Source organism: Telluria mixta (assembly GCF_029223865.1).
In the GTDB taxonomy this organism is placed as follows: domain Bacteria; phylum Pseudomonadota; class Gammaproteobacteria; order Burkholderiales; family Burkholderiaceae_D; genus Telluria; species Telluria mixta.
In genome coordinates this window covers 5,464,942-5,488,943 of record NZ_CP119520.1, presented here as the reverse complement: position 1 = coordinate 5,488,943, position 24,002 = coordinate 5,464,942, and the positions used below count along the sequence as shown (strand labels likewise).

General features: G+C 67.5%; 15 protein-coding genes. 8 read left to right on the top strand and 7 right to left on the bottom strand.

The window, feature by feature from the left end:
• From P0M04_RS24225 to P0M04_RS24215, 3 genes are all read right to left on the bottom strand, one after another.
• Positions 1-2,688 carry a glycosyl hydrolase gene (locus P0M04_RS24225; RefSeq protein WP_259449228.1) on the bottom strand — a complete coding sequence of 896 codons (2,688 nt, stop codon included), beginning with the start codon at positions 2,686-2,688 and terminating at the stop codon, positions 1-3.
• A 156-nt stretch (positions 2,689-2,844) separates the two neighbouring features.
• Positions 2,845-4,140 (bottom strand): L-rhamnose catabolism isomerase, encoded by a 1,296-nt coding sequence (gene rhaI / locus P0M04_RS24220; protein ID WP_259449229.1) that lies wholly within the window; start codon positions 4,138-4,140, stop codon positions 2,845-2,847.
• 60 nt (positions 4,141-4,200) lie between these two features.
• Positions 4,201-6,309 (bottom strand): bifunctional rhamnulose-1-phosphate aldolase/short-chain dehydrogenase, encoded by a 2,109-nt coding sequence (locus tag P0M04_RS24215; RefSeq protein WP_259449230.1) that lies wholly within the window; start codon positions 6,307-6,309, stop codon positions 4,201-4,203.
• A gap of 321 nt (positions 6,310-6,630) precedes the next feature.
• Here P0M04_RS24215 and P0M04_RS24210 point away from each other — a divergent pair, with 321 nt between their 5' ends.
• From P0M04_RS24210 to P0M04_RS24185, 6 genes are all read left to right on the top strand, one after another.
• Positions 6,631-7,533, top strand: a complete 903-nt coding sequence (locus P0M04_RS24210) for a DeoR/GlpR family DNA-binding transcription regulator (RefSeq protein WP_259449231.1) — start codon at positions 6,631-6,633, stop codon at positions 7,531-7,533.
• A complete protein-coding gene (gene rhaS / locus P0M04_RS24205) occupies positions 7,530-8,537 on the top strand; it encodes a rhamnose ABC transporter substrate-binding protein (RefSeq protein WP_259449232.1) in 1,008 nt (335 codons plus the stop codon). Before P0M04_RS24210 ends, rhaS begins: the two co-directional genes overlap by 4 nt.
• 130 nt (positions 8,538-8,667) lie before the next feature.
• Positions 8,668-10,179, top strand: coding sequence for a sugar ABC transporter ATP-binding protein (locus tag P0M04_RS24200; protein WP_259449233.1), 1,512 nt, complete (start codon positions 8,668-8,670; stop codon positions 10,177-10,179).
• Positions 10,176-11,174, top strand: coding sequence for an ABC transporter permease (locus P0M04_RS24195; RefSeq protein ID WP_259449234.1), 999 nt, complete (start codon positions 10,176-10,178; stop codon positions 11,172-11,174). Before P0M04_RS24200 ends, P0M04_RS24195 begins: the two co-directional genes overlap by 4 nt.
• Positions 11,171-12,196 (top strand): ABC transporter permease, encoded by a 1,026-nt coding sequence (locus tag P0M04_RS24190; RefSeq protein ID WP_259449235.1) that lies wholly within the window; start codon positions 11,171-11,173, stop codon positions 12,194-12,196. Before P0M04_RS24195 ends, P0M04_RS24190 begins: the two co-directional genes overlap by 4 nt.
• Positions 12,193-13,533 carry an FGGY-family carbohydrate kinase gene (locus tag P0M04_RS24185; RefSeq protein WP_259449236.1) on the top strand — a complete coding sequence of 447 codons (1,341 nt, stop codon included), beginning with the start codon at positions 12,193-12,195 and terminating at the stop codon, positions 13,531-13,533. Before P0M04_RS24190 ends, P0M04_RS24185 begins: the two co-directional genes overlap by 4 nt.
• A 134-nt stretch (positions 13,534-13,667) precedes the next feature.
• On the opposite strand, the gene P0M04_RS24180 is transcribed toward P0M04_RS24185, so the two are convergent.
• Positions 13,668-14,234: a hypothetical protein gene (locus P0M04_RS24180; protein ID WP_259449237.1), complete on the bottom strand. Its 567-nt coding sequence runs from the start codon at positions 14,232-14,234 to the stop codon at positions 13,668-13,670.
• 423 nt (positions 14,235-14,657) lie between these two features.
• On the opposite strand from P0M04_RS24180, the gene P0M04_RS24175 reads away from it, so the two are divergent.
• Both P0M04_RS24175 and P0M04_RS24170 read left to right on the top strand, forming a co-directional pair.
• Positions 14,658-15,407: a PEP-CTERM sorting domain-containing protein gene (locus P0M04_RS24175; RefSeq protein ID WP_259449238.1), complete on the top strand. Its 750-nt coding sequence runs from the start codon at positions 14,658-14,660 to the stop codon at positions 15,405-15,407.
• Positions 15,408-15,786: 379 nt separating this feature from the next.
• Positions 15,787-16,266 (top strand): YbaK/EbsC family protein, encoded by a 480-nt coding sequence (locus P0M04_RS24170; protein WP_259449239.1) that lies wholly within the window; start codon positions 15,787-15,789, stop codon positions 16,264-16,266.
• An 8-nt stretch (positions 16,267-16,274) separates the two neighbouring features.
• Here P0M04_RS24170 and P0M04_RS24165 read toward each other — a convergent pair whose 3' ends face one another.
• The 3 genes from P0M04_RS24165 to P0M04_RS24155 all read right to left on the bottom strand — a co-directional run bounded on the left by P0M04_RS24165 (position 16,275) and on the right by P0M04_RS24155 (position 23,902).
• Positions 16,275-18,557 carry a putative bifunctional diguanylate cyclase/phosphodiesterase gene (locus P0M04_RS24165; RefSeq protein ID WP_259449240.1) on the bottom strand — a complete coding sequence of 761 codons (2,283 nt, stop codon included), beginning with the start codon at positions 18,555-18,557 and terminating at the stop codon, positions 16,275-16,277.
• A 138-nt stretch (positions 18,558-18,695) separates the two neighbouring features.
• A complete protein-coding gene (locus tag P0M04_RS24160; protein WP_259449241.1) occupies positions 18,696-22,481 on the bottom strand; it encodes a beta-galactosidase in 3,786 nt (1,261 codons plus the stop codon).
• Positions 22,478-23,902 carry a glycoside hydrolase family 28 protein gene (locus P0M04_RS24155; protein WP_259449242.1) on the bottom strand — a complete coding sequence of 475 codons (1,425 nt, stop codon included), beginning with the start codon at positions 23,900-23,902 and terminating at the stop codon, positions 22,478-22,480. The genes P0M04_RS24160 and P0M04_RS24155 overlap by 4 nt, the downstream gene beginning before the upstream one ends.
• Positions 23,903-24,002 lie beyond the last annotated feature (100 nt).

Genomic DNA, 24,002 nt, shown 5'->3' with positions numbered 1-24,002 from the left:
CTATCGTGATTGGCCGCCGCCCAGCAGCTTGACGGGGCCCAGCAGGCCCGCCGGCTGCGGCGCGATCAGGGCCGTGTCCTGCGGGACGAAGCGCTGGCCGTAGCGTGCGGACAGCAGCCGGTAGTCCGGCAACGCGTGGCCCGCCAGCGCATTCAGCGCCAGGTTGGCGACGCGGACTTCGATGCGGTTGCGGCCCGGCTGCAGATAGCCCGTGACGTCGACCGCATACGGCGGATGCCACACGGCGCCCGCACGGCGGCCATTGACATAGACCTGCGCCGCCTCGCGCACGGGACTGTCGAACATCGCCCGCATGCCGGCCGGAACCTTCGGCGCCGATTCCAGCGGCGCGCCGGGGCCGAAGTCGAGCACGAGGCGCGCCGATTGCAGTTGCGCGGCCGTGAGCTCGATGTCTTTTTCGTAGGTGGCGACGCCCGAGAAATAGCGCGTGGCCTCATCGTCCGTCCACGAACGCAGCGCGGCCAGCCGTTGCGCCTGCGCCTGGCCGGGGAAGCGCAGGGTCCAGTCGCGGCCCAGGTCCGCGATCTCGGTCGTCGCCGCGACGGGCGCCGGCGCCGACGGCAGCACATCCGCCAGCACGAGCACGCGCGACTCATACGGCGCCAGGTCGAGCGCGGCCGGCAAGGTGGCGGCCGTCATGCGGCCGGTGTCCGGGTCCATCCACGCGGCCGCCTTGCGCTTGGCGCCAAACGACGCCTGCGCATGCACGGGCCGGTTGCCCGTATTGGCGATGAAGTAGATGTCGGCGTCGCGCAGCCTGCGGCGCACGAAGCCGACGTCGGACGCCTGCGCCGACAGCTTCAGGTCGGGCGCCAGCACGGCCTGCAGCGCGGCGCCGACGGCATCGTCGTTCGCGACGGAACGCACGTTGGGATGCGCGAACAGCGTCTTCGCTTTCGCCGCGACCGTCGCGGACACGCGCGCCGCATCGAGATAGCCGGGCGCCAGCGACGGCGCGCCGCCCACGGCGATGATGTGGCCTCCGCCGCGCACGTAGGCCGCCAGCTTGTCGATGACCTCGGGCGCCAGCCGCGTCACGTGCGGCAACACGAGCACGGGGTAACGCACGCCCAGCGCGAGGACTGCCTCGGCATCGATGTAGTCCAGGTTCTGGCCCGCGTCGAGGATCTGCGCCGTCAGCGCGGGCGTGACGTGGGTGTGCATCTCGGCCGACAGCGACACCTTGCCCGGCACGAGGGCCGCGTACACGTCGTCGTTCGGCAGCAGCACCGCGACCTGGTTGGCGGGCTCGCCCTGGCGCATCAGCCAGCTCATACGGGTGAGGTAGCCCGTCACGTCCGGCATCACGTTCCACCACGGGTTGTGGTCGTTGAACACGGCGGCCGCATAGAACGCGTAGCCGGGTGCCATCGTGTCGGGCGGCGTGTACGGCCAGCCGTGGCCGATGAACTGGTTCACGCCTTCAAGCAGCATGCGGTCCGCTTCCACCTTCATGTCCAGCGGCGTGGCCGCGAACGCGGGCGAATGGAGCCATGTCCACGTCTCGGCCGAGATGACGGGCCGGCCGTACAGGTGACCCGCGGAGGTGGCGAGGCGCGTGAATGAGAATTCGCGGAACTGCGGCCCCTCGCCTTCCGGCAGCGCGACGAGGCGGTTGCTGGACAGCGACACGGCCGGCTCGCCATACGTCTGCGAGCGGAACTGCGTGCCGTGTTTCTTCGCCCAGGCGTCGATCGGCGTGAGGTAGCGCTCGTTCACGAGCTCCGTCTGCGTCAGTGCCCAGTCGTGGCGCACGGCGGCCGCATCCGGTCCCTGCCCCGTGAACACGGCCGGCAGGTGCGGCACGATGTCGTAGCCGCGCCGCCGCCGGAACTCGGCGACGAAATCATCGGTCCAGTCGGTGTTGTAGACCTCCAGGCTGTCCGAGAACACGGCATACGGCGGCGCATCGCCGAACGCCTTCATGAGCGGTTCGGCCACGGTGGCGAGGTGATGGTCGACGGCCTTGCGGCTCAGGTGGTCGAGGACGAAGCCTTCCGCGCCCAGCGCGGCGCGCTTGACCTGCTGGCCCGTGCGGCTCGCGATGTACACGACGACCTTGCGGGGCGCACCGTCCGGCGCGATCGCGGCGCGGCCGTCCGTACCGGGTTGCACCTGCAGCGGTTTCAGGGACGCCGGATCGCCGCCCGTGCCGACGAAGGCCGCGATCAGCTTTTCGCCGTTCATGACGGCCGGCAGCACGAAGCTCGCCGCGCCGGCCGGCACGTCGACGACGGCCTGGCGCAGGCGCGATGCCGCTTCGCCGACGGTGACGTGCGGCCCGCCGTAGGGCCAGCCGCTGGCCAGGGTCATGTCGACGCGCATGCCGTTGGCACGGCCCGTGCGGTTGGCGAAGCTCACCGCATCGAGGAATTCGGGAGAGAGATACGGCACGTTGCGGATGCCGCGCGCGGCATCGTCGAGCTCCATCGGATACACGGGCTGGATCTCGAACCCGCCGATACCGCCGGCCTTCATCGCGAGGATCTCGCGTTCCAGCTCGGGTTTCACGACGGCGGGGCCGAACCACCACCAGCGCATCATGGGACGGGCGTCGGGTGGCGGCGATTGCAGGTGCTGGGCGACGTCGGCGAACGTCGTGGACGGACCGGCCGCGTGCGCGGCGAAGGCGCATGACAGGACGAGCGCCAAAAGGGTCTTGCTCATGCGGGAAAACTCCGGGACGAGTGGACAGAACGCGCCGGAAGCACCGGCGGCCGTAAATTTCCCGTCATTCCCGCGCAGGCGGGAATCCAATGTCGCGTGCGCGCACACGAGATTGGGCCCCTGCCTGCGCAGGGGCGACGTCCGGTTACCGCAGTCTCAAACGATCCCGCTGCTGCTCGCTCCCGCCTTCGCGGGACGTGCGCTCGCGACCCTGTCGCGATACCCGCTCGCCCGGTAGCACGCCACCGGATCCGCCGCGCCGCCCGAGCGCACGCGCGCCATCGCAAGGATGGGCGACACGTCCGTGCGGAACGCCTGTTTGAGCGCCTGCGCCGACAGCAGCACGTCGTTCGATTCCTGCAGCTCCGCCAGTTGCGCACGGTCGACGAGCGCGGCCTGTACGTACGCGCGCTGGACTTCCACCGCGCTGTTCATCAGGCTTTCCACCGGGTCCGTCACGTTGTGCGACTGGTCCAGCATGTAGGCCGGCTTGAACGCCGGGCCCTCGCGCAGCGCGGCATCGGCCAGCTCGTTGAAGACCAGGAACAGCTGGAACGGATTGATCGAACCGGAGTCCAGGTCGTCGTCGCCGTATTTGCTGTCGTTGAAGTGGAAGCCGCCCAGCTTGCCGAACTGCGCGAGGCGCGCGACGATCATTTCGATGTTCGTGTTCGGCGCATGGTGGCCCAGGTCGACGAGGCATTTCGCCTTGGGACCCAGCGCCGTCGCGCACGCGAAGCTCGTGCCCCAGTCGGCGATGGTGGTCGCGTAGAACGCCGGCTCGAACAGTTTATGTTCGATGAAGACGTTCCAGTCGTCCGGCAGCGCGGCGTAGATCTCGCGCATGCTGTCCAGGTAACGCTCCAGCGCGCCGCGCAGGTTGTGCTGGCCGGGGAAGTTGGCGCCGTCGCCGACCCACACCGTCAGCGCCTTCGAGCCAAGTTCGCGCCCCAGCTCGATGCACTCGATGTTGTGCTTGACGGCCTGCGCGCGCGTGGCGCTGCTGTTCGCCGTCAGGCTGCCGTATTTATACGTGTGTTCCTGGTTCTGCTGGTCCTGGAAGGTGTTCGAGTTGACGGCGTCGAACGCGAGGCCCAGGTCGTCGGCCTTCTGGCGCAGCTCCTTCGCATCCGTCGGACGGTCCCACGGGAAGTGCGGAGAAACCGCAGGCGTGGCGCGGGTCAGCTCGTTGATGACCGCGCAGTCGTCCAGTTTCTCGAACACGTTGCGCGGCTCGCCGCGGCCCGGGAAGCGCGCGAAACGGGTGCCGCCCGTGCCCACGCCCCAGCTCGGGACCGCGACCGCGAAGCGCTGCGCAAGGGCCGTCAGTGCCTCGATATCCTGGCCGCGGCGGGCCAGCATGCCGCCGAGCGCCTCGTAGTCGGCTTCCAGCCGGGAGGCCAGCGTCGCGTTATGGTCGGCCACCAGACCGGCATCGATGAGGGTCGTCATGTTGTCTCCTGTCGTCGCGGCACCGCGCCCTGCGGTGCCGCTGTTTCTTCTGAATGGTTATTATCGCGTGAATGCCGCGGCGTTGCCGGCATCCACGTTCAGCACGTTGCCCGTGCTCTTGCCCGACTTTTCGCTGGCGAAGAAATACACGGCTTCCGCGATATCTTCCGGGAACACGCTCTTTTTCAGCATGCTGCGCTTGCGGTAGAACTCTTCCACATCGTCCGTGTCGATCTTGTTCGATGCCGCGCGTTCTTCCTTCCACTTGCCGTCCCAGATGCGCGAGCCGCGGATGACGGCGTCCGGATTGACGACGTTGACACGGATGCCGTGCTCCGCGCCTTCCAGCGCGATGCAGCGGGCCAGGTGGATCTCGGCCGCCTTCGCCGTGCAGTACGCGGAGGCGCCGGCCGACGCGACGAGGCCGTTCTTGCTGCCCACGAAGACGATGCTGCCGCCCAGCTTTTGCTGCTTCATGATCTGGAACGCGTTGCGCGACACGAGGAAGTAGCCCGTGACGAGGATGTCCTGGTTGCGCTTCCACACCTCCAGCGACGTTTCGTCCAGCGGCGCGGCCGACGCGATGCCCGCGTTGGACACGAGCAGGTCGACGCCGCCGAAGCGCAGCGCGGAGGCGGACAGGATGCCGGCCACCTCATCCTCGCTCGTGATGTTGGCCTGCACGGTCGCCACGTTGTCCTTGCCCGCGACCTTGACGAGATTCTGCTTCGCGCCTTCCAGCGCCTCGGCGTCGATATCGGTCAGCATCACGCACGCGCCTTCCTGCAGCAGCTGACGCGCCACGGCCTGGCCGATGCCACCGGCGCCGCCGGTAACGAGGGCGATGCGGCCCGCGAGGCTCTTCGGCTTCGGCATGCGCTGCAGCTTCGCCTCTTCCAGCAGCCAGTATTCGATGTCGAACGCTTCCTGTTCCGGCAGGCCGACGTACTCGTCGACGCCGTTCGCACCGCGCATCACGTTGATCGCGTTGACATAGAATTCGCCGGCGATGCGCGCCGTTGCCTTGTCCTTCGCGAACGACAGCATGCCCACGCCCGGGATCAGGTAGATGATCGGATTGGCGTCGCGGATCTTCGGCGAGGTGTCGCGCTTGCAGCGCTCGTAATACGCGGTGTAATCGGCGCGGTAATCGCTCAGCGCCTGATCGAGACTGCCCACCAGGCGATCAAAATCGGGCGCGGCCGGATCGAAGTCGAGCACCAGCGGGCGGATCTTCGTGCGCAGGAAGTGGTCCGGGCAGGACGTGCCCAGTGCGGCCAGCGGCGCGAGGTCGGCGCTGCAGACGAATTCCAGCACGGCGTCGGAATCGTCGAAGTGGCCCAGCTTGAACTCCTGCTGGCTGATCTTCCCGCGCAGCAGCGGCATCAGGCGGGCGACGAGGTCCGCACGGTCGGCGGCCGGCAGCGGCTCGGCCACCTGGCCGCCGAATACGGGCTGCTTGACGTTCGCGGCCAGCCATTCCTCGGCGCGCTTGATCATCGCGAGCGTCGTCTCGTAGCACGATTTGGCGGTGTCGCCCCATGTGAACAGGCCGTGGCCCTCGAGGATGATGCCCTTCAGCTGCGGCTGTTCCCGCGACAGCTGTTCCAGCTTCAGGCCGAGATCGTAGCCGGGACGCTGCCACGGCAGCCAACCCAGTTCGCCTTCGAAGATCTTGTCGGTCAGCGCGCGGCTGTTCTTGCACGCGGCGACCGCGATCACCGCATCCGGGTGCATGTGGTCGACGTGTTTACGGTCGATGTAGGCGTGCAGCGGCGTGTCGATCGACGCCGCACGCGGATTCAGGTCGAACGTGCAGTGCGGCAGGTAGCCGACCATCTCGTCCTCGTGTTCGAGGCCGCGGTAGCGCTGCTTCAGCGCCTGCAGCTTGTCCATGTACAGGGTCGAGAAGCCGTCCAGCTTGATCGATCCCAGGTCGCCGCCGGAACCCTTCACCCACAGCACGTCCACCTGCTCGCCCGTGAGCGGATCCGTCATGACGATCTTGGCCGACGTATTGCCGCCGCCGAAGTTCGTGATGCGCAGGTCGGAACCGAGCAGATTGGAACGGTACAGCAGCAGTTCAGGTTCGCTCAGCGTGGCGGCGAGCTGGTCGTCCCAGCGCGACGTGATCGGTTCCTTGTGCCTGGTGTCGCTCATTGCACCCATAAATACGTCTCCATGTGTTTGCGTTGTGTGTCGTTCGGGCCCGCGCCGTGGACCACGGTCGCGGCATCCGGCACAGTAGAATTCAGCGGCCCAATCAGTGTCAACGCGGAATCGATCAACATCGTGAGCAAGAGCGATTTAATCATCCGGTTGATCGAAACGCGCATTTCCACGCCGCCCGAAGGTCAAATAATCAATCGGTTGATCATTTAACGATTGACGACCTTTCAACTCCTGATTACTCTTTTTCCCAGACGGCGCGACCCACGGTACGACGCTGTCACGCCGCACAACTACATAAACGGCATACAGGAGGAGACTATGGTGAATCACAAACGCCGCAAGCGTTTGCTGAAACTGCTCGCCGAGCACCAGACGGCGACGGTCCAGCAACTCGTCGAATGGCTCAACGCGTCACCGGCCACGGTCCGGCGCGACATCAGCTGGCTCGCAGCCCGCAACCTGCTCACCCGCACCCGCGGCGGCGCCGAGAACCTGCTTCCCAAGAAGCGCCAGTTCCCGCTGTCGAGCGAAACGTTCCAGAACAATATCCAGTGCTACGCCGCCCGCAAACGGGCCATCGCCCGCCACGCGGCCGGCATGTGCACGGACGGCGAAACGATCATCATCAACGGCGGCACGACGACGTTCATGATGGCCGAGTTCCTGGCCGACAAGCACCTCAAGATCCTGACCAATTCGTTCCTGATGGCGGAGCGCCTGCTCGTCTCGAGCGAGAACGAGATCATCGTCCCCGGCGGAAAGGTCTACCGCGAGCAGAACGTGATCCTCTCCCCGTTCGACAACGACATCACCCAGCACCACTACGCCGGCAAGATGTTCATGAGCGTCTACGGACTGTCGCTGCTTGGTCTCATGGAAGCGGACCCGCTGCTGATCCAGGCGGAGAAGCGCCTGATCAGCCAGGCGGAGGAACTGATCGTGCTGGCCGACAGTTCCAAGTTCGCGCGCAAGGCGGGCCTGATCCTGTGCGGCCTCGATCGCGTATCGACCGTCATCACGGACACCGGCGCGTCGGACAAGGCCGTACAGACGCTTGAGCAGTACGGCGTCAAGGTCGTCACGGTGGAGCCGGACGAAGTGGCGCCGAACGTCGGTGCGCCTTTTTTTAATCCGCAGTTCGACCTGCAATCCGCCGCGCTGTTCCACCTGGACGGGCAGCTCGACCCGCGGCTGGACGCGCAACTGGAGGCCGCACATTGAAGCTTAAAACCACCCTGCTCGCGCTGGCGGCCGTCGGCGTATTGGCCGGCGTCGCCGGTTGCGCCGAGAAGAAGCCCGAGAAGACCCGCATCGCGATGGTCGTGAAAAACCTCGGCAACGGCTTCTTCGACGCGGCCCACACGGGCGCCGACGAAGCGGCCAAACAGCTCGGCAACGTCGAAGTGATCTATACAGGTCCGACGACACCCAGTGCCGAGGGCCAGATCGAGATCATCAACTCGCTGATCAGCCAGAAGGTCGACGCCATCGTCATCTCGGCGAACGACCCGAACGCGCTGGTGCCGATCGCGAAGAAGGCGATGCAGCGCGGGATCAAGGTCGTCTCGTTCGACAGCGGCCTGGCGCCGGAAGGCCGGCAGATGCAACTGAATCCATCGAATGCGGAACTGATCGGCGCAAAGCAGATCCAGATGGCGGCCGACGAGATCGGGGGCGCGGGCGAGATCGCGATCCTCTCGGCGTCCGCACAGGCGACGAACCAGAACATCTGGATCGGCGTGATGAAGAAAGTGCTGGAAAAGCCCGAGTATTCGAAGATCAAGCTGGTGGCCACCGTGTACGGCGACGACCAGTCGGATAAAAGCTACCGCGAGGCGATCGGCCTGCTGCGCAGCCACCCGCAGCTCAAGGCGATCATCGCGCCGACCACCGTCGGCATCGTCGCGGCCAGCAAGGCCGTGGCGGACGAACACCTCGTCGGCAAGGTCTACGTGACGGGCCTCGGCCTGCCTTCCGAAATGGCGGGCCACGTGAAGAGCGGCGCCGTGAAGGAATTCGCGATCTGGAACCCGATCGACCTGGGCTACGCCGCCACGTATGCGGCCGACCAGTTCGTGAAGGGCAAGGTCGAGGCGAAACCGGGGGCCAGCGTGTCCGTCGGACGGCTGGGCAGCGTGACGCTCGATGCCAATGGCGAGGCGGCGCTGGGTCCCCCGTTCACGTATAACGCGGACAACGTCGACAAGTTCGCGAAGTTGTTCTAAGCCGTACTCTCAAAACCGTCGCCCCCGCGCAGGCGGGGGGCCGAAGTTCGGCTTGCGCACCGCTAGCTGCAATTGGGTCCCTGCCTGCGCAGGGACGACGACTCACGCGCCAACAAACAAGCATTACCCTATGCCAGCCACCCAGACACCCCCGGTCCTTCAACTGACCGGCATCAGCAAGCGCTTCAACGGCATCCACGCCCTGAACGGCGTGAACATCACGATCCGCGCCGGCGAATGCATGGCCCTCATCGGTGAGAACGGCGCCGGCAAGTCCACGCTCGTGAAGACCCTCACGGGCATCTACCGCCCGGACGCCGGCTCCCTCTCCCTCGACGGCAAACCCGTGACGTTCGCGAGCCCGCAGGAAGCGATGGCCGCCGGGATCACCGCCGTGCACCAGGAAACCGTCATGTTCGACGAGCTCTCCGTGGCCGAGAACATCTACGTCGGCCGCCAGCCCGTGCGCGGCGGGCGCATCGACTGGGCGCAGATCGAGCGCGAGGCGGAAGCGCTGTTCGCCCGCCTGGAAGTCGCGCTGCCCGTGAAGGCGCGCGTAAAAGACCTGTCGGTCGCGCAGCGCCACTTCGTCGAGATCGCACGCGCCCTCGCCCAGGACGCCCGCGTCGTCATCATGGACGAACCGACGGCCGCGCTGTCGCAGCGCGAGATCCGGGAACTGTACCGCATCATCGATCAACTGAAGGCCGCAGGCACCGCCGTCATCTTCATCTCGCACAAGTTCGACGAGATCTTCGAAGTGGCCGATTGCTACACCGTGCTGCGCGACGGCCAGTTCGTCGCCGAAGGCCGCCTGGCCGACATCACGGAGCAGGAACTGGTCGCGCTGATGGTCGGCCGCGCCGTGCACCAGGCGTATCCCAAGGCGGATGCCGAGATCGGCGAGCCGCTGCTCGTCGTGCAGAACCTGTCGCACCCCACCGAATTCGACGACGTCAGTTTCACCTTGCGCCGCGGCGAGATCCTCGGCTTCTACGGTCTCGTGGGCGCCGGCCGCTCGGAAGTGATGCAGGCGCTGTTCGGCCTCACGCCGGGCGTGCAAGGCTACGTCACCCTGGACGGCCGGCCCGTGATGGCACGCTCGCCGAGCGAAGCAATCGCCCTCGGCATCGCCTACGTGCCGGAAGACCGCCAGCACCACGGCGCGCACCTGACGATGCCGATCCAGCACAACATCACCCTGCCGATCCTGTCGCGCATCGGCTTCTTCCTGCGCGGCCGCGGCAAACAGGAGGCAGGTATTGCCCGCCATTTCGCGGAACAGCTGGAACTCAAGGCGAGCCACCTGACGCAGCACGTGGCCGAGCTCTCGGGCGGCAACCAGCAGAAGGTCGTCCTCGGCAAATGGCTCGCGACGGACCCGAAAGTGATCATCCTCGACGAGCCGACCAAGGGCATCGACATCGGCTCGAAGGCGGCCGTGCACCGCTTCATCAGCCAGCTCGTGGCGCGCGGCCTGTCGGTGATCCTCGTGTCGTCCGAACTGCCGGAAGTGCTGGGCATGGCGGACCGCATCGTCGTCATGCACCACGGCCGCGTGCAGCGCGAATTCCTGCGCGGCGAGGCCACGCCGGAATCGGTCGTCGCCGCCGCATCCGGACTGACCATGGAGGCCGCATGAACATCCTGAAACAACGCGAGCCGCTGCTGGCCGCGATGGTCGTGCTGCTCGTCGTGGCCGTCGGCCTGCGCGAACCGGCCTTCCTGTCGGCCGGCTCGCTCGCCAACCTCGTCACGGACAGCACCCTGCTCGTGATGCTGGCACTCACGCAGATGCTCGTCATCGTCACGCGCGGCGTCGACCTGTCCGTCGCATCGAACCTGGCCCTGTCCGGCATGGTCGCCGCGATGCTGGGCGCGCATGTCCCCGGCCTGCCGCTGCCGCTGATCGTGCTGGCGGCCGTCGCGGTGGGCCTCGCGCTTGGCCTCATCAACGGCTGGCTGATCGGCTACCTCGAACTGCCGCCCATCGTCGTCACCCTGGGCACGATGAGCGTCTACCGCGGCGCCGTGTTCGTGCTGTCCGGCGGCGCGTGGGTGTCGGCGCACCAGATGCCGGCCAGCTTCGTCGCCTTCCCGCTCGACCGCCTGCTGGGCCTTCCGCACCTCGTGTGGATCGCGGCCGCCACCCTCGCCCTCATGGCCTGGATCGCGCGCAGCACGCGCTTCGGGCGCGACCTGTACGCCATCGGCAATGCGCCGCAATGCGCGGGCTATATCGGCATCCCGAGCCGCAAGCGCCTGCTCGGGACGTATGCGCTGTCCGGTGCCGTCGCCGGCCTGTGCGGCTACCTGTGGGTGGCACGCTATGCCGTCGCCTACACGGAAATCGCCTACGGCTTCGAATTCACCGTGATCGCCGCGTGCGTGATCGGCGGCGTCTCCATCGGCGGCGGCGTCGGCACGGTGCTCGGCGCCACGCTGGGTGCGCTGTTCCTCACCGTGATCGGCAACGCACTGCCCGTGCTGCAGGTATCGCCCTTCTGGCAGAGCGCCCTCACCGGCCTCGTGATCCTCGTCGCCGTCCTGATCAACGCCCGCGGCGCCGGCCGCCGCAGCCGCCAGATCCTGCCGCTGCACGGCACGGATGCCCAACCCAAACGGAGTGCCGCGTGAACCCGACCACCACCATGCCCCCCGAACCCAAGTCGTCCTCGCGCTACACGATCCTCGACCGCGAAACGCCGCGCCTGAGAACGCTCCTCGGGCGCTGGGAAAGCCTGCTGGCCATGCTGTTCATCGTCGTCTTCGTGGCGAACAGCATCGCGCTGCCGCACTTCCTGGACCTGTACAACCTGCTGGACGGTACCCAGAACTTCAGCGAGAAGGCCTTGATCGCGCTGCCGATGGCCTTGTTGATCATCTGCCGCGAGATCGACATCTCCGTCGCCGGCACGCTCGCCCTGTCGTCCGTTGCGATGGGTCTCGCCAAGGGCGCCGGATTCCCGGCCGAAAGCCTGCCGCTCGTCGCACTGGCCACTGGCACCGCGTGCGGTTTCCTCAACGGCGTGCTCGTGACGCGCTTCGCGCTGCCGTCGATCGTCGTGACCATCGGCACCGTGTCGCTGTACCGCGGCCTCGCCAGCGTCGTCCTCGGCGACAAGGCGTTCACCGGCTATCCGCAGCTGATGGCCGACTGGGGCCAGGGCTACTTCTTCGGCATCGTGCCGCGCGAGTTCGTCGTGCTGCTCGTGTGTGCCGCGCTGTTTGCCGTGCTGCTGCACACGACGAGCTGGGGCCGCCGCATCTACGCCATCGGCAACAACCCTGAAGCGGCGCGCTTTTCCGGCATCGCCGTCGACCGCTACCGCCTCGCACTGTTCATGCTGACGGGCGCAATGGCCAGCCTGGCCGCGTTCCTGCTGACGGGCCGCATCGGCAGCACGCGCCCGAACATCGCCACCGGCTGGGAACTGGAAGTGATCACGATGGTGATCCTGGGCGGCGTCAGCATCGCGGGCGGCGCGGGCACGATCGCCGGCGTGATGCTGGCCGTGCTCACGATGGGCACCGTCACGTATGGCCTCTCGCTCGCCAACATCCCCGGCATCTACATGACCATCGTCGTCGGCGTGCTGCTGCTCGTGACCATCGCGCTGCCGAAGCTCCTGCGCATGCGGCGCGCGCGGGGCGCATGATGGTTGACGCCCTGATCGTCCTCGACATCGGCAAGACGAACGCCAAGCTGGCGCTGATCGACGCCGGCGGCAACGTCCTCGCCGAGCAGCGCCGACCGAATACCGTGCGTACGGACGGGCCCTACGCCCACCTCGACACGGACGGCCTGTGGGACTGGCTGCTCGCCACATGCCGCGCGTTCGCGGCGCGGGCGCACGTGTCGGCCATCGTGCCGGTTACGCACGGCGCCACCGCCGCGCTGGTGGACGACGCGGGCCTCGTGCTGCCCGTGCTCGACTACGAAGCGGAGCTGCCTGGTGTCGAGTACGCGGGCCCGTCCTACGAAGAGACCCTGTCGCCGCGCCTGCCGGCGGGGCTGAACCTGGGCCGGCAACTGGCGTGGCTGCAGGCGCGCTTCCCGCGCGAATTCGCGCGCACGAAGCACATCCTCATGTATCCGCAGTACTGGGCGTGGCGCCTGTGCGGCGTGGCGGCATCGGAAGCGACGTCGCTGGGCTGTCACACGGATCTGTGGAACCCGCGCACGCAGGCGTATTCGAGCCTTGTCGGGCGCATGGGCTGGACGGGCCTGATGCCGCCGCTCGCGCCGGCGCACGCGGTGCTGGGCGTCCTGCTGCCGGAGATCGCGGACGCCACCGGTCTGCCGCGTGATTGCCAGGTCGTGTGCGGCATCCACGACAGCAATGCGTCACTGCTGCGCTACCTCGGCCGCGCCGAGGGCACGGTGCTGTCGACGGGCACGTGGATGATCGCCGCGGCCTTCGGCACCGCCCTGGACGGGCTGCGCGAACGGGCCGACATGCTCGCCAACACGAATGCGCTGGGCCAGCCCGTCGCGTGCATGCGCTTCATGGGCGGGCGTGAATTCGGCGAACTGGCTGGCGCGCAGCCGGTGACTTGCGGCTTCGACGACATCGAACGGCTCGTCGCGCAAGGCACGCTGGCACTGCCCTGTTTCGCGGCGACCGGCGGTCCGTTTGCGGGCCGGACGGGCAGCATCGACGGGCCGCCGCCGGCCGACGCGCAGGAACGCTATGCGCTAGCCACGCTGTACTGCGTACTGATGACGGATTACTGTCTCGACGCCCTGGGCGCCGCGGGCCCACTTGCCGTCGAAGGCAGTTTTACGGCGAATCCGTGGTTCGGTCCCCTGCTCGCGGCGCTGCGTCCGCAGCAGCCGGTGTCGTATTCGGACGATGCGAGCGGGACCACGTGCGGGGGCTGGATGCTGCGCTACCGCGATGCGGCGGCGCCGGGGACCAGCACGGCGATCGCGGCACGCGTGCCGGCCGGGCTCGACGGATACCGGGCGCGCTGGCGTGATTCGCTCGCGTGACGCCGGTCAGGAGCCGTCATGTCGAGCCAAATCCGGCTGGTCGATGACGATGTCGACGGCGGAATACCTATGCAGGCGTGCTACCGCAACCTGATGGTCGTAGGCAGGCCTGACCTGCTTTTTGCGCAGCGCAGTCAGTGGTCCGGGCGCTGACTCCTGCGCGCCTTGAAGATCATTGCCGCCACAAGGCCCGGAACGAGCATGGCGTATGGGGCTGGCTCGGGGACCAGTGACACTTGCAGGGTGGTCGCGGGTGTCCAGCGATAGAACTGGGACGGTACAAAGAGACCTTCCTCGATCGTGTATGACCAGGCCCTGTCACCGGTATCGACTCTGTGGCCCGCAGCATGGAGACGCGGCCGGTCCTGGAACTCCTCACCGACCGAAAACGACAGCTCACCGCCTGGGGTAAAGGAAAAAGGACCAACGCCGCACACGTAATACGGACTTTCCGTCCCGCCGCAGGTCTTGTAGTTCTGGCCGCCGTCTATGATGATCGAGGTCAATTCCCCGGTATCGATGGTGCCGTCGTGATTGATGTCTTCACCAGTGAATTCACCGCGCAGTACATGGTCCGGAATAAAACGGCCGGCCAACTGGTCGAAGAAGCCGGTGTAGGTGAACTGCCAGGTCTCCGGGGCGGCGAAGCTCACGCCTGCATACATCGAGAGCAGGCAAGCAGCAATGTTCTTGGTGCGCATGATGTGTGGGTTCCAAAGTTCTATCTGGTCCGGCATTCCTGCGCTTGCAGGTTGAGATGCCGTGGAATCGAAGTAGATGGCCACATCGTGATCCGCACGCGCATGACGCCGGCGTTGTTTTCGAAGGTCCCGGGTTCGTCGTTCATCGACAACATCAGCTCGCCGGGCGCCGCTGGAATAAGGCAGAGTTGCTTTTTCGATGACAAACGTTATGCGTATCGGATCAACAGTAGGACAGCAAATCCTGCCCTAGTTTGCTCTATCTCAAATCGACGCAAGTTATTGGGACTTGTGGCGATAAAAGAACAATCAGACTACAGTCCGCAGATTCGGGGCATAACGGTCTGTTTCCTGACACGATCTGCATGATCGGGAGATCGCAGGCAGGTGTACATTGGATGAACGTCCTGACTGGAGACTGCGATGAAATCCAAACATTTGCTGTCTGCATTGAGCTTGCTGGGAATGTGCGCCCCGTCGACACCTGCCATCGCGCAGGCATCGGCCCTCGCAACGCTAGAAAACGCCGGGTACTGGTTGGTTGACCTCAGCCCCGCCGATGGCATCGCTCCACGGCTCAGTTTGACAGTACCCGGTGTTTCTCTGGAGACGACGCTCTTCAACAATCCGAAATACGATCCGGACGGTGCCTTGAGAGAGGACTTCAATGACAGGGCCCAGGCCGGCGTCATCAATTCCGACGGCTTTTCGCAAGCCGTTTCGAGTACCGGCTATACCTTGGCCTCGGTGTATACGCACGTCAACTCCGCCATCGCCACGGGGCAGACAACCTGGGACTTCGTCCTCTCGGCGAACACCCGCGTGGTGTTCTTTGCTGACGCAATGGTCGACGTGCGCCCTGGCGGCGCAGACGGCTTCGCCTATGCCCAGGCGCAGATCAGCGGCACCGTGGACAACGAGTCCAACGGCGGCGCGCTGCATTTCTCGAACAGCCTGGACGCCCGCGACGGCCGTGAGTCCGCATTTTTGGAAACCGGAGTGAGCTCGGGCGCTAGCGATACCGCCGGCACGGTACAGGTGCTCGCTTTCACTTCCGCCGCCGCCGCTGCAACGATTCCCCCCGTCCCCGAACCGGCCTCCTACGTGATGCTGCTGGCCGGGCTCGCCGCCCTGGCAACGCGACTGTGCCTGCGCCGAGCGGGGCGCCGGTAGGCGTGGCTCGCCGCCCCGGCATCAGCCTGTTGCAGTGTCCTGAGGTCGCAATCGTTCTCTTCCGCCGGCTGTACGATTTCGGTCCCAGGCGAGGGCGACAGTGTTGCAGGCATCTCGCATGCCACGTCCAAATCGTTTGCGATCCGCGCAACCGTTTCGACGTGCGCGCGTGCCAGCTCAACTAGTCAGATGTCTGCTTCTGGCCCGATAGCGGACGATCAGCACGGCTCAGTGTACCGGGCTGTTTTGGTCTGAGCAAAAAAAGGGTCTTGTCAGGCACTCCTGACCCTCGCAATTTTCAAGCATGCGAAATTCCGGCTTTCGTTCCCAGCAGCGTCTCAATGATAGACTGACCGGATCATCAGCTACGAACACACGCATGAGCCTCGCTTCCGTCACCGACTTCTTCGCCACCCGCGCGCCCGACATCGCCATCCAGCGCTACGCCACCAGCACCGCGACCGTCGCCCTTGCCGCCGAGGCGCTGGGCGTCGTGCCGGGCCAGATCGCCAAGACGCTGTCGCTGCGGCTGGACGACGAGGTCGTGCTGCTCGTCGCGCGGGGCGATGCGCGCATCGACAACCGCAAGTACAAGGACACGTTCGGGCAGAAGGCCAGGATGCTGGGGCTGGATGAGGTGGAGCGCGAGACGGGACATCCGGTCGGCGGCGTGTGCCCGTTCGGCCTCGCGCGGCCGCTGCGCGTGTTCTGCGACGTGTCGTTGAAGGCGTTCGACGAGGTGTTCCCGGCGGCCGGCGCGCCGGATGCGGCGGTGCGCCTCACGCCGGCCCGGCTGGCCGTGCTGACTCGCGCGGAGTGGGTCGACGTCGCGCAGGACGTCGGTGTGGCAGTGGCGTAGGCCGTGAACTAGCCGCCGCGGTCCAGCCTTGCGACGAGCTCCGCCAGCGGCAACGGCCGGCAATACAGATAGCCCTGCATGCACGGCCGCCCGTTCTCGGCCAGGAAGCGCGCCTGCGCCTCCGTCTCGATGCCTTCCGCGACGACGCGCAGGCCCAGGTGGTCGGCCATCGCGAGGATGGTCTGCACGATCGCCGTGCCGTTGGCGTCGTGCGGCGTGTCCCGCATGAAGCTCTTGTCGATCTTCAGTTCGTACAGCGGCATCTTCTTCAGGTAGCCCAGGCTCGAGTAGCCGGTACCGAAATCGTCGATCGAGAAGCGGATGCCCATCGCCGCCAGTTCGCGCATCTTCGCCGTGATCATGTCGAAGTCCTCGACGAGCAGCCCTTCCGTCACTTCGAACACGAACGCATGCGGCGTCACGCCCGATTCCTCGAACGCGGTGCGCACCTGCGCCACGAATTCCGGCTGGCGGAACTGGCGCGGGCTGACGTTGATCGACAGCTGCAGCGGATGGCCGGCGGCCTCCAGCGCGAGGCGCGCCAGGCAGGCCTGGCGCAGCACCCACTGGCCGAGGGGGACGATCATGCCGGTCGTTTCCGCCACGGGGATGAAGATGTCGGGCGGGACGAACGTGCCGTCGGCGCGGCGCCAGCGCATCAGCATCTCCGCGCCCACCGGCTGGCCCGCATGGTCGACCTGCAGCTGCAGGTGCATGGAGAGTTCGCCGTTGTCGAGTGCCGCGGAGAGATCGCGGCCCAGCGTCAGCTGGCGCTCGGCCGCGGCCAGCATCTTCGTTTCGAACACGGCCACGCCGTTGCGGCCGGCCGCCTTGGCGTGGTACATCGCGAGGTCGGCATCGCGCAGGAGGTCGGCCACGGACTGGCCGGGGCGCGTCGGCAGTGCCACGCCGATGCTCGCGGTGGAGTGATAGCTCTGGTCGTCGATGACGACGTCGTCCGCCAGCGCGACGCGGATCTTGTCGGACACCGACAGCGCAGCAGCGGTGGCGGCGGCGGGATCGGTGCCAAGACCGTCGAGCAGCACGACGAATTCGTCGCCGCCCAGGCGCGCCACCGTGTCGCCCTTGCGCACGACGTGGCCCAGGCTCTTCGCGGTGTGCTTGAGCAGCGCATCGCCCGTCGCATGGCCGCGCGCGTCGTTCACGTGCTTGAAATTGTCCAGGTCGATGTACAGCACGGCGCCGAGCCCGCGGCCCGCGTTGGCCGATGCCACCATCGCGTCCAGGCGCTCCGTCATCAGGCGGCGGTTGGGCAGGCCCGTGAGGACGTCGTAGTACGCGAGGCGATGGATCGCGTCGGCCGAGTGGCGGCGCTCCGTGATGTCGCGCCCGACGACGACCCAGTGGCTGATCCGGCCCGCGTCGTCCGTGAACGGCATGAGTTCCATCTCGACCCAGTAAGGATCGCCGGACTTGGTGTAGTTGACCAGCTCCGCCGTCGCCGCCTGGCCGTTGCGCATGGACTCCAGGATCCGTTCGACGACGGCCGGATCGGTGCCCGGCCCGTGCAGCACGCGCATGCTGCGGCCGACGATATCGGCGTCGCTGTAACCGGTGCGGCGCTGGAACGCTTCGTTGCTGAAGATGATGGGCTGGTCGCGGTCCGGCGTGTCGACGGCGCGCGCGATCAGCACCATGTCGTTCAGGCGCGCAAGCGCGGCCGACGTCAGGCGCAGTTCGGCGTTCACCGCCTGCAGCGCATCCTTCCCGCTTTCCAGCGATTTCGCGAAGCCGCGCGCCTCGTCCAGCGAGCGCGATAGTCCCTTGAGCAGCGTGCTGCACGTGAGGGTCAGCAGCGCGCCCACGCAGGTGAAGTTCAGTGCGACGAGGAGCGACACGACCAGCGGGTCGTGCCCCATGTCGACCACCGAGGCCTGGAAGTGGCCGATGCCGATGATGAGGATGACGGCGCTGGCCGCGAGCGCCACCAGCGCCGGCGCGGTACCGAGCAGGATTGCCGCCATCACGGGCGGCGCCATCAGGTAGTTCTGGCTGACCGGCCCCACCTTCAGCATCAGGCCGATGGCCACCATGTAGATGATGGCAAGGAAGTTCAGGACACGGAAGGTGTATGGCAGCCGCTTCAGGCGCCACAGCGCGAACAGCCAGCCCAGCGCGGCGCCGTCCATCGCGGCGACCGTCCATACGCCTTGACGCAACACGACGACAGCGCTGGGAATGGCCGCGATCGTGCCCAGGACGAGCACTATCGACAACAGGCGCGAGAAAATCCGCGCGCGCCATTGTGCGATATCGTCTAACCCTAGCATCAAATTGTATCCTCGCGGCGACCGGGGAGGATCCGGTCCGTCCAATGTTCTCGTGAGGCAACATTGTACGGCCCGGACCGGCTGCTGTCACGCCGCACACTATCAGGTGTTGCGGCCGTGTGACTGACGGTTCAACAACTACGGCCCGGGCTGGCCCTTTTCCGCATCGCCGGACACGCCACCGTGGACAGCGCGCAACACCTCGAGGCGCACCGGTTCCAGCGCGTTGGCCGGGTCGCCGTCCGTCGTGACGGCCAGGGCGATCGTATTGTCGCCATGCGGGTCGAGGATGCCCGGCGGGATGACGAACACGCGCTGCGGCCCGACGTGGGCGATGAACTGCCCGAGGTTCCAGCCGTTGACGAAGATGAGCGCACGGTTCTCGCGGCCGGCGCGCGGCCGGTGCGTGTCGCCGAACGCGAGGCCAAGCTGGACGTCGTGCCCGCGCGGCAGGTCCAGCTTCACCCTGGTACGCAGCCAATACGTGCCGGGGGCCGGCGGAGCATCGCCCGGCTTCGCATTCGACCAGTCCTGGCCCGATGCGCCGGGCAGGTGCCACCCCGCGCGCTCGCCGTACAGGCCGCCGTCGTTGTAGGGCCCGCGCACGCGGTCGGCGATGTCTTCTCCGCCCCGGTTGCCCTGCAGGCGCCAGCGGATCGGCACGGCGAAGCGCTGGCCGCCCCTGGACGTGAGCGACGCCGCGATCAGGCCGCGCGCCTCGCGGTGGGCGTCGTCCGCCATCAGGTCCCAGTTGTGCGAATCGTTGCGGACCATGACGGCGACGACGTGCGGCCCCGGTACCAGCTTGCCGAGGTCGAAGCGCACGGTATCCGTCGTCTCCGGGAACGAGCGGCCCGTGTCCAGCTCGTGCTGGCCGACGAAGCGGCCGTCCACCCACGCCTGCAGCATCCCCGCGCCCCCGCCGCCGTAGAACAGTTCCAGCCTGTTCGCGGCGGGGTCAAGGACGTCGAAGCGGCCGCGATACCACACGTCGCCATGATGGAAGCCGTAGTCGCTCATTGCCAGCGCGGGCTGGCCGCGCTCCGGCAGGGTCCACGTCTGCGCGGCCGACGGGCGGTTGTCCGCCTGTACCCAGCCGCCGTCGTCGAAGCCGGGCTGTGCCTCCGGGCTGTCCATGCGCCGCGTCCAGTCCACAGTGCGGAGGTCCGGCACGGTGACGGGCGCCGGGCCGGCGAGCGGCTCGATGCTGCGCAGGCTGCCGTCCGGCTGGCGCGCCATTTTGATCGTGGAACCGTTGAACGAGACCGCGGCGACCTCCGGTCCCCAGATCTCGAGCGGACTGGCGGCCGCCGTATCGCCTGTCAGGTGCAGCCGTCCCCCCTCGATGCGGGCCATGCGCACGAGCGCCGGCGTCAGTTCGAGGACGCGTCCGGCCGGTGTCTCCTGCAGCCAGAAGCGTTGCGACGTGCCCTCGTCCGCGATCAGCAGGAGCAGCGGCGCGCGCCCGCCGCCCGTGATGCGCACCCGCGCGAGGCCCTTGTGCGCATACGCGAGCTTCAGGTCGCCGCGCGCCGCATCGAACGTCGAGCGCACGTCGCCCGCCAGGACCTCGACGTTCGGCGCGGACGCGTAGCGCAGCACGGTCTCGCCGTGTTCGCCATCGCGGCCATGGAGCAGCACGACGTCGCGCGCACCGTCGCGGAACTGCGCCTGCAGCTCGGACGTGGCAACCACGAGGTGCTGGCGCTCCAGCGCGTAATCGGCCAGCAGCATCTTCGCGTCCTGGCCGTTGAGGCGCGAGGCGATCGTGTACGTGCCGTCGCGCGTGGTCAAATCGAACGAGAACGCATCGTCCGTCAGCAGGTCGGACGGGCCGTGCACGGCGAACAGCACGTGCGTGCCCAGTTCCGTGTTGACGTTGTGGTAGAGCCGCACGCGCGGATTCGTCGTGCGGATCTCCGGCCCCTTGTCCATGCGCGCCAGCACGGGCCCCGCCGCCTGCACGAACATCCCCTGCTGCTTCAGCGCCAGCGCCTTCGGACGCACGCCGCGGTCTTCCGCGATCGGCGCGCCGTAATCGTACGACGTGTACACGATGGGCCCCGGCAGCCAGCCCCACGACGTGCCGCCGAACGCCATGTAGAGGTTGTGGACGGTGATGCGGTTGATGAGGTTCGTCCCGTAGAACACGCGCTGGTAGCCCTTGCCCTGGCGTTCGGCCGTGCACGCGTAGGTGCCGTTCGAGCCCCAGTAGTCGAACCAGCCGGCGCCGATCTCCGCCAGGAAGCCGGGCGTGCCGGGGGAACTGAGCGCGCCCGCCTTCGGCCCTGGCGCCGCGTAGATGCCCCAGTCCGGTGCCTTGTTGGGCCCCGCCGGGTTCGCGTGGACGTCGCAGGCGCCGCCCGGGTAGCCGTCGAACGCGTACAGGTCCGCCGGTCCGGGATTCGCCCACGGTGCGGAGGATCCCTGCGGCGTCCAGTCGGGCAATCGGCCCGCCGCGTTGTGGAAGAACGGCACCGTGATGCCGTCCGCGCGCGCCTTCGCGGCCAGGTGCGCCATCTGGCGCGCATGCTTCGGCTCGACCTTGCCCAGTTCGTTCTCGAGCTGGTAGGCGATGACGGTGCCGCCGCCCGTCGTGACCTGGTGGCGCGCGACGATGGCGTCGATCTGCGTCATCCATTCGTCCACGGCCGCTAGATAAGCCGGATCGTCCGTGCGCGCCTCCGCCCGGTTGCGGAACATCCAGCCGGGAAAGCCGCCGCCGGACAGCTCCGCGTTCACGTACGGGCCCATGCGCGCGATCACGTACATGCCCTCTTCTTCCGCGATCTCGAACGCGCGCTCGACGTTGCGCACGCCGGAAAAATCGTAGACGCCCGGCGCCGGCGAATGGTAGCCCCAATCGAAATAGAACGACACGCCGTTGAAGCCCAATGCCTTCATTTTCTGGATCACGTCGCGCCATTGCGCGGGGTCCGGCAGCCGGAACGGGTGGATCTCGCCCGACCACACGACGACCCGCTTGCCACCGACCGTCAGCGAATACTGGTCCCAGCCGACCTGCTGCGCCACACCGCGCGGACGCACGGCGTTCGCGACATCCTGTGCGCGTTCCGCCAGCACGTCCGGCGCGGCCACGCCCGCCGCCACGCCGGCCAGCGGCCGTTTCGCAGACCACGTCTTCATGCCGTCGCGGCTGTCGGCCTGCCATGCGTGGCCATCCGCGTCGGCGAAGACCAAACGCCAGCCGCCGTCCGGCCAGCGCGCGAGGCCGACGCCCGGTTCGACGCGGCCCAGCGCATCAAGCGTGCGTTCGGCGGTCCAGGGTCCCGCCAGGTCGCGCGCCCGCCCCAGTTCGAGAATACCGTCGGCGCGCCGACGCGCGAGCGCCACGTAACCGTCGCCATCCTGGACGATGGCCGCATCCTCGTGCCTGTCCTGCAGGCCCGTCAGCGCCCGCAGGGCCCGCGCGGCATCCGGCTCCAGCAACACCGGCCCGCGCGGCTGCGCCACGACGAGTTTCAGGCTGCCGTCGCGCGCCCGCACCCAGCGCGGCGCGCGCACGGGGCCGGGCATGGGCACCGTGCGGTCGAACGTCCAGTGTTTGAGGTCGCGCGAGCGCGCGAGGCCGATCTCGTTGCCGCTGCCTGCCACGTAAGCCACCCGGTACTGGCCGCCGTCGCGCACGATCGCCGGCTCGCGCAGCATGCCGCGCGGTGGCGCATACGCTTCCGACGCCTGCGTGACGAAGGTCGTGCCGTCCTCCGAACGGAAGATGCTCAGGCGGTCCGGCAGGCCGGGCGCCACGGCCGCCATCAGCCAAGTGGTGCCGGCCTGGCTCACGCGATCCCCCGCGCGGGCCGCCGTATCGGACGCTTGCGGGATACCGAGTTCCTGCGCCACCGCGGGCGCGCACGCGAGGACGGCGGCGGCGAGCGCCGCAAACAGACGGCGGCCGCTCATGCCCGCACGTCCGCGCGGTTGTCGAAGCCGACCACATGCTCGGTGACGACGGGCGTCCCGCGCACCGTACGCACGGCCACGTCCCGCACATGCACGGCGCGCACGGGCAGTTCCGCCTCGCCCTTGACGAGGCAGACGAAGCCCGCATCCTCGACGCGGATGCCGGCGACGAACAGGCCCTCGATGGGCGTGAGGCGGCGCTCGAGCGTGGGCACGAGCGTCTTCCACTGGTACAGCACGTCCGTCTCGACCGCGAGCACGCCGCCCTTGATGCGGGTGGCGCTCACGTTCGTCATGTGGATGTTGCGCACGTAACCGCCGCGCCGCTCGTTCGTCTTCACGTACAGCAGGTTGTTGATGGTGCTTGGAACGGAGGAATCGGCATGGTCGAAGTGGCAGTCGTCGACGAACACGTTTTCCACGCCGCCCGACAACTCGCTGCCGATGGCCATCAGCTGGTGGCCGTTCTTGATGCGGCAACGGCGCATGACGATATTGCGGGCCGGGACGCCGATGCGCCACGCGTCGCGGTCGCGGCCCGACTTCACGGAGACGGCATCGTCGCCCTGGTCGAACGTGCACTGGTCGATCAGCACGTTCTGGCTCATCTCCGGGTCCACGCCGTCGTTGTTGTGGCCGTGGGCGGCGATGTCGACCCGACGGATCACGACGTCGCGGCACAGGTACGGATGCAGCACCCAGAACGGGCTGTCGACGATATGGATGTCCTCCACGAGCACGTGGCGGCAGCGGTTGAACTGGATGAAGTGCGGGCGCAGGTTGGCCTGGCCCGCCGTCATGTCGCGCCGTTCGACCGGCACGCCGTCGCGGCACGCCATGTTGTACAGGGCGACCAGCGCATCCATGTGCGCCTTCGGCCGGGCATACCACTGCTTCCACGCGTCGAGGCGTGCGCGCAAGGTACCTCGGCCGGTCACCGCCACGTTCTCGCAGCCGTAGGCGTAGACGAGCGGCGAATAATTCATGCATTCGAGTCCTTCCCAGCTCGTGGGCACGGCGGGAAGGTAGTCGCGCGGGTCGGGCGAGAACAGCAGGGTCGCGCCCTCTTCCACATGCAGTGCGACGTGGCTCTTCAGATGGATGGGGCCCGTCGGCCACGTCCCCGGCGGCACGACGACGACACCGCCGCCGGCCGCATGCGCCGCGGCGATGGCCCGGGCGAGCGCGGTGCCGGTCTTCGCCTGGTCGCCGGGCGCGGCGCCGAACGCGACGATGTCGAAGTGGGGCGCGTTCGAGAAATCGGGCACGGCGATGGCGGGCATCGCGAACGGCGCGTCCACCCGGACCTCGGACCGGGGCAGCGTGCCGGCGTGCTTCGGCACGAAGGCCTGGCAGCCGGCCAGCACGGGCATGGCGACACCGGCGCGCAGCAGCGCGCGGCGCGAGAGGGAACTGGGCACTGAACGTCTCCTTTGATTGTGCACCGCGCACGCGGTGAGCGCATATTGTGCCGCCTGAGCGGGCACCGTTGTCGATTCGCCATGCAAGCGCTCAACAACG

Bases quoted from the DNA above. Each gene is read 5' to 3' on its own strand.
- P0M04_RS24210 (WP_259449231.1), top strand. From the start codon at position 6,631: ATGGTGAATCACAAACGCCGCAAGCGTTTGCTGAAACTGCTCGCCGAG.
- P0M04_RS24175 (WP_259449238.1), top strand. From the start codon at position 14,658: ATGAAATCCAAACATTTGCTGTCTGCATTGAGCTTGCTGGGAATGTGC.
- P0M04_RS24165 (WP_259449240.1), bottom strand. From the start codon at position 18,557: ATGCTAGGGTTAGACGATATCGCACAATGGCGCGCGCGGATTTTCTCG.
- P0M04_RS24170 (WP_259449239.1), top strand. From the start codon at position 15,787: ATGAGCCTCGCTTCCGTCACCGACTTCTTCGCCACCCGCGCGCCCGAC.
- P0M04_RS24180 (WP_259449237.1), bottom strand. From the start codon at position 14,234: ATGCGCACCAAGAACATTGCTGCTTGCCTGCTCTCGATGTATGCAGGC.
- P0M04_RS24195 (WP_259449234.1), top strand. From the start codon at position 10,176: ATGAACATCCTGAAACAACGCGAGCCGCTGCTGGCCGCGATGGTCGTG.
- rhaI (WP_259449229.1), bottom strand. From the start codon at position 4,140: ATGACGACCCTCATCGATGCCGGTCTGGTGGCCGACCATAACGCGACG.
- P0M04_RS24200 (WP_259449233.1), top strand. From the start codon at position 8,668: ATGCCAGCCACCCAGACACCCCCGGTCCTTCAACTGACCGGCATCAGC.
- P0M04_RS24215 (WP_259449230.1), bottom strand. From the start codon at position 6,309: ATGGGTGCAATGAGCGACACCAGGCACAAGGAACCGATCACGTCGCGC.
- P0M04_RS24160 (WP_259449241.1), bottom strand. From the start codon at position 22,481: ATGAGCGGCCGCCGTCTGTTTGCGGCGCTCGCCGCCGCCGTCCTCGCG.
- P0M04_RS24185 (WP_259449236.1), top strand. From the start codon at position 12,193: ATGATGGTTGACGCCCTGATCGTCCTCGACATCGGCAAGACGAACGCC.
- P0M04_RS24225 (WP_259449228.1), bottom strand. From the start codon at position 2,688: ATGAGCAAGACCCTTTTGGCGCTCGTCCTGTCATGCGCCTTCGCCGCG.